Source organism: Curtobacterium sp. MCLR17_031 (genome assembly GCF_003234775.2).
GTDB lineage: Bacteria > Actinomycetota > Actinomycetes > Actinomycetales > Microbacteriaceae > Curtobacterium > Curtobacterium flaccumfaciens.
In genome coordinates, this window is record NZ_CP126270.1 from 980,043 (window position 1) to 991,812 (window position 11,770).

Annotated in this window: 8 protein-coding genes and 1 tRNA gene; 6 read left to right on the forward strand and 3 right to left on the reverse strand. The window is 71.3% G+C overall.

All coding sequences use genetic code 11. The annotated features are described in order from the left end of the window. Window positions 1-13 precede the first annotated feature (13 nt). Window positions 14-949, forward strand: a complete 936-nt coding sequence (gene nudC / locus DEI96_RS04780) for an NAD(+) diphosphatase (RefSeq protein ID WP_111022633.1) — start codon at window positions 14-16, stop codon at window positions 947-949. Continuing rightward, the gene (locus tag DEI96_RS04785; RefSeq protein WP_181440461.1) at window positions 946-2,712 is read left to right on the forward strand and encodes an ATP-dependent helicase; all 1,767 of its coding nucleotides are present in this window, start codon (window positions 946-948) and stop codon (window positions 2,710-2,712) included. Before nudC ends, DEI96_RS04785 begins: the two co-directional genes overlap by 4 nt. Here the strand turns inward: DEI96_RS04785 and DEI96_RS04790 are convergent. Both DEI96_RS04790 and DEI96_RS04795 read right to left on the reverse strand, forming a co-directional pair. After that, window positions 2,603-3,460 carry a TOMM precursor leader peptide-binding protein gene (locus tag DEI96_RS04790; RefSeq protein ID WP_111022634.1) on the reverse strand — a complete coding sequence of 286 codons (858 nt, stop codon included), beginning with the start codon at window positions 3,458-3,460 and terminating at the stop codon, window positions 2,603-2,605. The genes DEI96_RS04785 and DEI96_RS04790 overlap by 110 nt on opposite strands. 60 nt (window positions 3,461-3,520) lie before the next feature. Then, window positions 3,521-4,939 carry a zinc-dependent metalloprotease gene (locus tag DEI96_RS04795; protein ID WP_111022635.1) on the reverse strand — a complete coding sequence of 473 codons (1,419 nt, stop codon included), beginning with the start codon at window positions 4,937-4,939 and terminating at the stop codon, window positions 3,521-3,523. A gap of 152 nt (window positions 4,940-5,091) precedes the next feature. Here DEI96_RS04795 and DEI96_RS04800 point away from each other — a divergent pair, with 152 nt between their 5' ends. From DEI96_RS04800 to DEI96_RS04815, 4 genes are all read left to right on the forward strand, one after another. Beyond that, window positions 5,092-6,201: a YlbL family protein gene (locus DEI96_RS04800; protein ID WP_111022636.1), complete on the forward strand. Its 1,110-nt coding sequence runs from the start codon at window positions 5,092-5,094 to the stop codon at window positions 6,199-6,201. A 165-nt stretch (window positions 6,202-6,366) separates the two neighbouring features. Beyond that, complete coding sequence (locus DEI96_RS04805; protein ID WP_181440462.1) at window positions 6,367-9,354, forward strand: UPF0182 family membrane protein; 2,988 nt, start codon at window positions 6,367-6,369, stop codon at window positions 9,352-9,354. A gap of 63 nt (window positions 9,355-9,417) precedes the next feature. Next, window positions 9,418-9,494 (forward strand) — tRNA-Met (locus tag DEI96_RS04810). A gap of 161 nt (window positions 9,495-9,655) precedes the next feature. Then, on the forward strand, window positions 9,656-10,495 hold the full coding sequence (locus DEI96_RS04815; protein WP_181440463.1) for a carbon-nitrogen hydrolase family protein: 840 nt from the start codon (window positions 9,656-9,658) through the stop codon (window positions 10,493-10,495). 32 nt (window positions 10,496-10,527) lie between these two features. Here DEI96_RS04815 and DEI96_RS04820 read toward each other — a convergent pair whose 3' ends face one another. Next, window positions 10,528-11,736 (reverse strand): aminotransferase class I/II-fold pyridoxal phosphate-dependent enzyme, encoded by a 1,209-nt coding sequence (locus tag DEI96_RS04820; protein WP_111022638.1) that lies wholly within the window; start codon window positions 11,734-11,736, stop codon window positions 10,528-10,530. Window positions 11,737-11,770: the final 34 nt, after the last annotated feature.

The following is an 11,770-nucleotide window of genomic DNA, read 5'->3' on the forward strand; positions in this document are numbered from 1 at the left end:
GAGCTCTCCCGCCGTGACCGTCGAGTTCGCCGCCCGGCTCCCGCTCTCCCGCAACGAACTCGACCGCGACGCCGAGTTCCGCACGACCGACGACGTCGAGCGGGTCCTGCGCGAGGACGAGCACACCCGGTACCTGCCGGTGCGTGGTGCCGAGATGCTCCGGAACGCCGACGGCACCCTGCGCTTCGTGACCGCGGTGGAGATCCCGGCCGACACCGTGACCCTGTACCTCGGCCGTGCGGTGTCGGACGCCGCCGATGCCCCGGCGGGTACCCGCTTCGTCGCCGCCCTGATCGACAGCGCGACGGCGTCCGCCATCGAACCCGACGACGACGCCTGGCAGAGCCTCCGGATGTTCGGCACCGAGCTCTCGCCGCGCGACCAGGGCCTGGCGGTCGAAGCCGTTGCGATGGCCAACTGGCACGCCGTGCACGGCTTCTCGCCGCGCACCGGGTCGCCCACCGCCGTCGTGAGCGGCGGATGGGTCCGCCGCGATCCCGAGGGGCACGACCTCTTCCCGCGCACGGACGCGGCGATCATCGTCGGGGTCGTCGACGCCGACGACCGGATCCTGCTCGGTTCCAACGCCGCGTGGGACGCCGACCGGTACTCGCTGCTGGCCGGGTTCGTCGAGCCGGGGGAGTCGCTCGAGGACGCCGTCCGCCGCGAGGTCTGGGAGGAGTCCGGCGTCCGTGTCGAGGAGCCCGAGTACCTCGGCTCGCAGCCGTGGCCGTTCCCGGCGTCGCTGATGGTGGGCTTCCGTGCCCGCGCAGCCGGCGGCGACCCGACGACCGCCCGCCCCGACGGCGTGGAGATCCTGGACGTCCGGTGGTTCTCGCGCGACGAGATCCGCGAGCGCGCCGGCGACACCCTGCTGCTGCCGGGACGCACCTCGATCGCCCGCGCCATCATCGAGGAGTGGTACGGCGGGCCGCTGGACCTGCCGTGAGCGTCACCGGTCCGCGCGGTGCAACGGGTGCCGGGGCAGTCGAGCCCCGGCCGCCGTCGCCCGACGAACTGCTCGCCGCGCTCGACGCCGAGCAGCGGACGGTCGCCCGCACCCTGCTCGGTCCGGTCGCCGTGCTCGCCGGCGCCGGGACGGGCAAGACCCGCGCGATCACGCACCGGATCGCCTACGGCGTCGCCACCGGGACCTACGCGCCGAACCACGTCCTCGCGCTGACCTTCACGACCCGTGCCGCAGGCGAACTGCGGTCGCGCCTGCGCGCGCTCGGGGCCGGGACGGTCCAGGCGCGCACCTTCCACGCCGCCGCGATGGCGCAGCTCAGCTACTTCTGGCCGGACACCGTCGGCGGGCACGCCCCCAAGATCGTCGAGTCCAAGGGGCGGATGATCGCCCACGCCGCGGACACGGTCGGCATGCACGTCGACACCCCGGTGCTCCGCGACCTGGCCGCCGAGGTCGAGTGGCGCAAGGTGCAGATGCTCTCCCTCGACGAGTACGAAGCCGCCGCCGCCGACCGGGTGATGCCGCGCGACACCACGCCGCGCCGGGTCATCGACCTGATGAAGGCGTACGAGCGACTGAAGGACGACCGGCGGCAGCTCGACTTCGAGGACGTCCTGCTGGCGACCCTCGGCATGGTCGAGTCCGAACCCCGCGTGGCGTCGTACGTGCGGCAGCAGTACCGGTTCTTCGTCGTCGACGAGTACCAGGACGTCTCGCCCGTGCAGCACGACCTGCTGCGGGCCTGGCTGGGCGGCCGTGACGACCTGTGCGTCGTCGGCGACGCCAGTCAGACCATCTACTCGTTCGCCGGCGCCTCGAGCGACTACCTGCTCGGGTTCGGCTCGGAGTTCCCGCGCGGGTCGGTCCTGCGTCTCGAGCGGAACTACCGCTCCACCCGCGAGGTCGTGTCCGCGGCCAACACGCTGATGCGCGGCCAGCCCGGCGCACTCGACCTGGTGGCCCAGAGCCAGGAACCGGGCCCGGAACCGGTCGTGCTGGCCTGCGTCCACGACGGTGACGAGGCACAGACCATCGCCCGGCGCATCGCCGAGCTCGTCGGAGCCGGAGCGTCCTACGGGGACTGCGCCGTGCTCTTCCGCGTCGGAGCGCAGTCCGCTGCGCTCGAGTCCGCGCTCGGCCGGAACGGCATCCCGTACCGCGTGCAGGGCGGGACCCGGTTCTTCAACCGCCCGGAGGTCAAGCTCGCCGTCCACCACATGCGCGGCGAGGCGATCCGGCAGACCGACGACGAGCTGACCCGACGTGTCCGGCTGGTGCTGCAGGTCAGCGGCTGGACGGAGACGCCGCCGGAGGGCACCGGCGCAGTCCGCGAGCAGTGGGAAGCGCTGCAGGCGATCATGGGCCTGGCCGAGGACGCCCCCGCCGGCACGACGATGCAGCAGTTCACCCAGGACCTGGTGGACCGTGCGGCGACGCACCACGAGCCCGAGGTCGACGCCGTCACGCTCGCGACGCTGCACTCGTCGAAGGGTCTGGAGTGGCCGCACGTGGTCATCGCCGGCGCGGCCGAGGGGCTCCTGCCGATCTCGCACGCGTCGACCGACACCGAGGTGGACGAGGAACGACGCCTGTTCTACGTCGGGCTGACACGCGCCCGCCGTTCCGTCACGATCACGTGGTCGCAACAGGGCTCCACGCGTGGGGGAGCCCGGGCTCCGAGTCGGTTCCTGGCAGTGCTCGGCACGCGCACCGCGGATGGGGCCGGACCGGCGAACGGCTGACCGACAGGTCGTCGCGCTCGAAGACGAGCTGGTCGGCATCGGCTCGTTGCGTCCGGAGCGGGAGCCGTTCCAGCAGCATCCGCGTCGTGGCGGCGGCCACCGCCGCCGACCGCCACGGTGACAGCGGTGTCGGGTGCCGCCCCCACACCTGGGCGGCGATGGCCGGCCAGGCAGGGTCGTCGTCGACGCGTGCGTACTCAGCGCACTGGAGGCACGGCCCGGCTCCCGGCACGACGAACGGCCCGAGACGGACGCGTCCGTCGCCGACGACGACCGCCAGGTGCGGCACGCCCCGGCGGGTCCACGCGGCGCGGAGCGCCGGGTCGACGACGTGGTCGGCCACCACCACGGCGAGGCGCGGTTCGGGCTCGGGCAGCACGATCGGGCCCCCGGCGGGCGCGCTGGTGCGGCTGACCGTCACGCCCTCGCCGGACAGGAACGTCGCCACGGTGTCGGCGAGGACACCGGCGCCGTGCACCTCGATGCGTTCGAGCGGCTCGGGCAGGACCTCGACCACCGCGGGCGACGCGGCACCGAGCACACCCGCAGCACGTTCCGGCGAGCACCCCGACGCGACCGCCAGGCCTGCCAGCACGTCGTGGCCGGTCTCGCGGCGCAGACCGTTGAGGAACCGTTCTTCCCCCGTGGTGGGCACCGCGATGACGGCGCGTGGAGGGTCGACCCCGAGCTGGACCGTGGCGGGGTCACGCCAGACGAACTCGAGCGTCGGATCGATGCGGATGCCCATGACCCCACGGTGCCGGAGTGTGCGGCACGCGTGGGGTCACAAGAGGGATCTGTGGAGAACTCAGCGGGGCTGGTCGCCCGTGTCGTTCCCGGGCTCGTCGGCCGCTCCACCCTCGGTGTCGTCGGCCACGCGGCCGGACTCGTCCTCGTGCGGACGCGCACCGGTCGAGTCGTTCAGCAGGTCCTCGAGGGCCTTGTCGAACGCGTCGTCCTCGTCGGTCTGGGACGGGTTCCGCAGCCGTGCGACGAGGGCATCGGGTGCGTCGACGTCGTCCGAGGTCGGTACCAGGTCGAAGTGCGACCAGAGGGCGTCACGCTGTTCGGCCCCGAGCTCGTCCGTCACCCGCTGCCACATCGCGGCGGCCTCACGCAGACGACGCGGACGCAGCTCGAGGCCGACGAGTGTCGCGAACGCCGACTCGGCCGGGCCGCCGGCCGCACGGCGACGGCGCACCATCTCGGCGATCGCTCCGGCCTTGGGGAGACGGACCGTGGCCGCGGCGGTGACCGTGTCCACCCAGCCCTCGACCAGGGCGAGCATCGTCTCGAGCCGGGCGAGCGCGGCGTCCTGCTCGGCGGTCCGCGGCGGGATGAGGGCACCCGAGGCGAGTGCGTCGCGCAGCTGCTCCTGGTTGGTCGGGTCGATGTCGGCCGCGAGTTCCTCGACGCGGTCGAAGGGGATGTGGATGCCCCGCGCGTAGTCCGTGATGGACGAGATGATGTGCAGCCGGAGCCACCGTGCCGACCGGAAGAGCCGGGCATGGGCGAGTTCGCGGACCGCGAGGTAGATGCGGACCTCGTCCTCGGAGACGTCGAGGCCCTCGGCGAACTCGGCGACGTTCTGGGGCAGGAGGGCTGCCACCTGTTCGTCGAGGAGCGGGACGCCGACGTCACCCCCGGAGACGACCTCCTTCGACAGCTGCCCGACGACCTGGCCGAGCTGGATCGCGAACAGTGCCCCGCCGATGCCGCGCATCGCCTTCGAGACGTCGCCGAGCATCGCCTTGAGCTGCTCGGGAGCACGCTGGTCGATCGCCTCGGTCAGGGCATCGGCGATGCTGAAGGCCACCGGCTCGGCGATCTGCGTCCACACCGGGACGGTCGCCTTGGCCCACTGCTCACGCGTGTAGAGACTCGGGGTCGCGGTCAGCTCGGCGACCGTCGTGACCTCGTCGAGCCACAGCGCGGCGACCTGGAACGCCTGGTCGGCCGCCTGCGAGGTGGCCGGGTCGACGGGGTGGCCGCCGTCCCGAGCGATCGCGCTGGCGCGTTCCGCGGTGGCCGAGAAGTCGATGCCGTCACCGCCGGACTGCGCGGCACGCTGGAGCTGGCTCATCAGGTTCGCCACGGAGGCCGGGTCGTTCGGCAGGCCGGCGGCACCGGCGAGCTGCGACGGGTCGATCTGCCCCTCGCCCGAGAGCAGCTTGCGCAGCATCTCCTGGAAGTCTTCGTCCGGCCCCGGCTGTGGTTCATCAGGCATGCCGACTACGCTAATCGCTGCTCACGGGGCCGCACCTGGGATGCCCCCGTGGGAACGCCCGAAGCGCTGCGCCCAGGGCGAACAGCCCCGTCGCGAGACGTGGGCGACCACCCTGCCGCCAGGCGCGGGTGCCCACCTCGGAAGGACCCCGCGTGACCCTCTTCGCCCCCGCGCCCCGTCGTCGCTCGCGTGCCCGGACCGTCGGGTGGGCGTTCCTGATCGGCGCGGTCGTGCTGGGGCTGCTGGCGAGCCTGCTGCCCAGCCCGTACCTCATCGAGGTCCCCGGGCCGGTCTACAACACGATCGGCACGCAGGAGCAGGGGACGGGCAAGGACGCGAAGGACGTCAAGCTCATCCAGGTGTCCGGCCACGAGACGTACCCGACGGCCGGCGCCCTCGACATGCTCACCGTCGGCATCCAGGGCGACGCCACGAACCGCCCGTCGTGGACCAGTGTGATCCGCGCGATCTTCACCAGGTCGCAGGCGGTGATCCCGGTCGAGGCGATCTACCCGAGCGGCACCACGACCGAGCAGGTGAACGAGCGGGACTCCGCCGACATGCAGGCGTCGCAGCAGTCAGCCGTCGCCGCCGCGCTCATCCAGCAGGGGAACGACCTGCCCACCGAACTCGAGGTCAGCGCCGTGCAGGAGGGCTCAGCGGCCGACGGCGCGATCGAGAAGGGCGACGTCATCACGGCGTTCGACGGCAAGTCGCTCACGACCAACGCCGACGCGGTGAGCCTGCGCGAAGCCGTCGCGCAGCACGGTACCTCGAGCCCAGCGACCGTCACCGTCGAACGGGACGGCGCGACGAAGGACGTCCGGGTGACGCCCCGCAGTGAGCAGGGCACGGCGCTGCTCGGGGTCGGCGTCACCGAGCGCTACGAGTTCCCCTTCAAGGTGTCGATCCGCCTGCAGGACGTCGGCGGTCCGTCCGCCGGCATGATGTTCGCGCTCGGGATCATCGACGAGATCACGCCGGGCAAGCTCAACGGCGGCAAGCACGTCGCGGGCACCGGCACGATCACGGCGGACGGCGAGGTCGGGCCCATCGGTGGGATCCGGCAGAAGCTCTACGGTGCCGCGGACGCGGGCGCCACGGTGTTCCTCGCCCCCGCGGACAACTGCGACGAGGTCGTCGGGCACGTGCCGGACGGGCTCGACGTCTACAGCGTCTCCACGCTCGACCAGGCCGTCACCGACCTGCAGACGATCGCTGACGGCGGGAGCACCGCGAAGCTCGCCCGCTGCGGGTCCTGACCCGGTCCTGAGTCCCCGTACAGGTTCACGCTCGGTCCGGTCCCATAGGATCAGTGTCACTGACGGCCCGCCGCGAGCCGGGCCCGCCGGTCCGACACGTCTGGAGCACATCAAGTGACGACAACCTCGTCCACCTCGGGGCGGCGTTCGCCGCGGGTCCCCATCGTGGTCACGATCATCGTGCTGGCCGCACTGGTGATCGCCTTCTTCATCTTCGCCAGCCTGTACACCGACTACGCGTGGTTCGCGCAGCTCGGGTTCCAGCAGGTCCTCACCACTCGCTGGATCGCCGGGACCCTGATGTTCCTGGCGGGCTTCCTCGGCATGGCGGTCCCGGTCTTCGTGAGCATCGCGCTCGCGTTCCGGTTCCGGCCGGTCTACGCGAAGCTCAACTCGCAGCTCGACCGCTACCAGCAGGTCATCGAGCCGCTGCGGCGCGCCGTGATGATCGGCATCCCCGTGGTCCTCGGCATCTTCGCCGGGCTCTCGACCGCGGGCCGCTGGAGCATGGTCCTCGAGTACTTCAACCGCACGCCGTTCGGCAAGACCGACCCGCAGTTCGGACTGGACATCGGGTTCTACGTGTTCGAGCTGCCGTTCTGGCGCTCGATCGTGGCCTACTCGTCGGCCGTCGTCCTCATCGCCGGCCTCGCCGCGCTCGCTGCGAGCTACCTCTACGGTGCGCTCCGCTTCGGTGGTCGTGAGGTCCGGATCTCCCGTGCCGCGCGCATCCAGCTGGCGGTCACGGCGGCGCTCTACATCGCGCTGCAGGCCGTCAGCCTCTGGCTCGACCAGTACGCGGCCCTGACGAAGTCGAACTCGCTCATCACCGGTGCCCAGTACACCGACGTCAACGCGGTCATCCCCGGCCGGGAGATCATGGCGGGCATCGCGGCGATCGTCGCGCTGCTCTTCATCGTCACGGCGGTCATCGGTCGCTGGCGCATCTCGATCGTCGGCACGGGCCTGCTGCTCGTCGCCGCGATCGTCGTCGGCGGCATCTACCCGTGGGTCGTCCAGCGTCTGCAGGTGAAGCCCTCGGAGCGCACCTTCGAGTCCGCCTACATCGAGCGGAACATCAAGGCCACGCGAGACGCCTACGGTGTCGCCGGCGTCGAGGAACAGAACTACGACGCCACGACCGAGACGAGCTCGGGTGCGCTCGCGAAGGACGCGCAGACGACGGCGAACATCCGCCTCATCGACCCGAAGATCGTCTCCGACACGTTCAGCCAGCTGCAGCAGTACCGGCAGTACTACCAGTTCCCGAAGGAGCTGGACGTCGACCGCTACGACGTCAAGGGCGAGACCGAGGACACCGTCATCGCGGTCCGCGACATCGACCTCGCCGGGCTCAGCTCGGCTGCGAACACCCAGTACAACCGGGCGTTCGTCTACACCCACGGCTACGGCGTCACCGCGGCCTACGGCAACCAGCGCGCGAGCGACGGCAAGCCGGTGTTCCTGGAGTCCGGCATCCCGTCGAACGGTGCACTGGGCGACTTCCAGCAGCGCGTGTACTTCGGTGAGACCTCGCCGCCCTACTCGATCGTGGGTGCGCCGAAGGGCACGAAGGACGTGGAGCTCGACTACCCGTCCGGTTCGGACGACGACAACGGCGGCAACGCGACCACCACCTACGCCGGCGACGGCGGTCCGAGCCTCGGCAACTTCTTCAACCGGCTCGTCTACGCCGCGAAGTTCCAGTCGGAGCAGATCCTGCTCTCGAACGCGGTGAACAAGGACTCGCAGATCCTCTACGACCGCGACCCGATCACCCGCGTGCAGAAGGCGGCGCCGTACCTGACCGTCGACAGCGACGCCTACCCGGCGATCGTCGACCACCGCATCCAGTGGGTGGTGGACGGCTACACCACGAGCGACGCGTACCCGTACTCGCAGAGCCAGAGCCTGTCGGACAGCATCGCAGGCGCCGAGTCCTCGACGTACCGCACCGACCAGGTGAACTACATCCGGAACTCGGTGAAGGCCACGGTCGACGCCTACACGGGCAAGGTGACGCTGTACACGTGGGACACGAAGGACCCGGTCCTGAAGACGTGGCAGAAGATCTTCCCGACGTCGATGAAGCCGGTGTCGAGCATGAGCGCCGAACTCCTCGACCACGTGCGGTACCCGACGGACCTGTTCAAGGTGCAGCGCTCGATCCTCGGGACGTACCACGTGACCAACGCCAACTCGTTCTACTCGGGCGACGACGCGTGGAACACCCCGCAGGAACCGACCAGCACGGCGACGTCGGACAGTGACGCCGACACCGCGGCGACGTCGACGAACGCGCTCGGCGCGCAGACGACGACGACCGCCAACAGGGCGAACCTGCAGGACCCGTACTACCTGACGATGAAGGTGCCGGGGCAGGGGACGGCGTACTCGCTGTACACGACCTACATCCCGCAGCAGTCGGCCGGGGCGAACAACCGCAACGTGCTGACCGGCTACCTGGCGGTGAACTCCGACGCGGGTGGTGCCGGCAAGGGCGAGAAGGCGTCGGGCTACGGCAAGCTCACGCTGTTGACGATGCCGAAGACCGACAACATCCCGGGCCCCGGGCAGGTGCAGAGCCTCTTCAACGGTGACTCGACCGTGTCGCAGGAGCTGAACATCCTGAAGCGGGGCAACTCGACCGTGAAGCAGGGCAACCTGCTCACGCTCCCGGTCGGCGGTGGGTTCCTCTACGTGCAGCCCGTCTACGTGCAGTCGACCTCGAGTGGTTCGTACCCGTTGCTGCAGAAGGTCCTCGTGGCCTTCGGCGACAAGATCGCGTTCGAGGACACCCTCGACGAAGCGCTGAACTCGCTGTTCGGCGGCGACTCCGGTGCGGCGGCCGGCGACTCCGGCGCAAGCGGCAGCGGCAGCGACAGCGGTTCCGGTTCCGGTTCCGACAGCGGATCCGGCTCCGACACGGGGTCCGGTTCCGACACGGGTTCCTCGGGCTCCGGCTCGACCGGCTCCACGGGTTCCGGCTCGACCGACAACGACGCCCTGCAGGAAGCCCTGGCTGACGCCAAGGCAGCGCTGCAGGACCGCCAGGAGGCCTACGCCGACAACGACCTGGTCGCCGCGGCGGAAGCCGACCAGCGCCTCCAGGACGCGATCGAGGCCGCCACGGCAGCCGAGAACGGCAACTGACACACCGTGGCGGGGCACTCGATTTGTGTCCCGCCACGGCCCCGTGTAGGCTTCTAAACGTGCCGCGGGGTGGAGCAGTTCGGTAGCTCGCTGGGCTCATAACCCAGAGGTCGTAGGTTCAAATCCTGCCCCCGCAACCAAGCGTCACATGAAGGCCCCGGTCCAACAGGACCGGGGCCTTCTTCGTGTCCCCTCCGCGAGACGCCCAGCCACGAGACGCGAGACGCGAGACGCGAGACGCTCGGTGCAGGACGCCCAGCCGCAGGTTCGCCCGCCACAGACCCCCGGGTACGCTCGCCCCATGGCCACCCTCACGATCGCGGCGGCGCAGTTCGCCCCCGTGGACGACCCCGTCGCCAACCTCGACACCGTGCGCACCGCCGCGGTCGACGCGGCGGCCCGTGGCGCGGACCTCCTCGTCACGCCGGAGTACACCTCCTACTTCACCGCCGACATCGACGATCGGTTCGTCGCGGCCGCGCAGCCCCTGGACGGTCCGTTCGTCTCTGGGCTCCGCGACATCGCCCGCGAGACGGGCATCGCCCTGGTCGTCGGGATCGCCGAGTCGGCAGACACGCCGGAGCGCTTCCGGAACACCCTGGTCGCGGTGCTCCCGTCGGGCGGCGTGGCGGCGACGTACCGGAAGGTCCACCTCTACGACGCCTTCGGCTCGCGGGAGTCGGACCGCATCGAGTCCGGCGACCCGGAGCAGCTGCCGGTCTTCGACCTCGGCGGGGTCCGCGTCGGGCTCGAGACCTGTTACGACCTGCGCTTCCCCGAGGTCACGCGACGGCTCGCCGCTCCCGAGACCGGAGCGGCCGACGTCGTCGTCCTCCCCGCCGAGTGGGTGCGCGGCCCCGGCAAGGAGCACCACTGGCGCACGCTCCTCACAGCGCGGGCGATCGAGAACACCGTCTGGGTCGTCGGGGTCGGGCAGACGCCGCCGATCGGGATCGGCGGCTCGGTCGTCCTCGACCCGTCGGGCGTCGCGGTCGCCTCGGCTGGCGCCTCGCCGACCACGCTCACCGCCACGATCGACACCGCCGTCACCGACGCCGTTCGGCGGGTGAACCCGTCGCTGTCGCTGCGGCGCTACGACGTCGCACTGCGCACCCTGCCTGGAGGCCCGGGGCAGCCCTGACGCGTCGGTCGCGTCCCCGACGCGGTCGCGTCTCAGGCGCGGGGGCGCGCTCCGAGGGTCGCCAGGCGTGCGGCGGCGTCCTCCAGGACACTCCGGCGCTTGCAGAACGCGAAGCGCACCAGGGACCGGTAGCCGGCGACCCGGTCCGGGCGGACGAACGCCGAGACCGGCACGCCCGCGACTCCGGCCAACGCGGGCAGTTCGAGGCAGAACGCACGGGCGTCGTCGTAGCCGAGCGGCGCGGCGTCGGCGAGCACGAAGTACCCGCCGTCGGGTCGTATCACGTCGAAGCCCGCTGCCGTCAGTCCGTCGGCGAGCAGTCCGTGCTTCGCGCGCAGGTCGGCGGCGATGCCGGTGAAGACCGCGTCGGGCAGACGGAGTCCCACGGCGACGGCCGGTTGGAAGGGTGCGCCGTTCACGAACGTCAGGTACTGCTTGACCGTCGTGATCGCGTCGACGAGTGCCGGGGGAGCGGTGAGCCAGCCGACCTTCCACCCGGTCGTGTTGAAGGTCTTGCCCGCGCTCGACACCGACACCGTCCGCTCGGCGGCGCCCGGCAGGGTCGCGACGGGCGTGTGCGGGACGTCGAACGTCAGGTGCTCGTAGACCTCGTCCGTGATGATCACCGCGTCGCGCTCGGTGGCCAGGTCGACGATCGTCTGCAGCACCTCGGTGGGCAGGACCCGGCCGGTCGGGTTGTGCGGGGTGTTCACGAGCACGGCGCGGGTGCGGTCGGTGAAGGCCGCGCGGAGCGTGCGCTCGTCGGGCAGGAAGTCGGGCGCGGTGAGCGGGACCGTGACGTGCACGCCGCCGGCCAGCCGGATGAGCGCGCCGTAGGCGTCGTAGAACGGCTCGAAGGTGATCACCTCGTCGCCGGGTTCGACCAGCGCGAGGATCGTCGCGGCCAGCGCCTCGGTGGCACCGGCGGTGACGAGGACCTCGCGGTCGGGGTCCACCTCGAGCCCGTACCACCGCTGCTGGTGCTCGGCGATCGCCGCCCGCAGGTCGGGGGTGCCCCGGCCCGGCGGGTACTGGTTCACACCGTCGCGGATCGCCTGCACCGCGGCCTCGAGCACCTCGGCCGGCCCGTCCTCGTCGGGGAAGCCCTGCCCCAGGTTGACCGCGCCGGTGCTGGCGGCGAGGGCGCTCATCTCGGCGAACACCGTCGGTGCGGGGACCCCGTCCGGTCCGAGCAGCATCGCTCCGTCGGCGGCTCGCAGCCACGGTCCTGCCTGGCGCATGTGGTTCCCTCCCGTGCGGGCGACGACGTGTCGC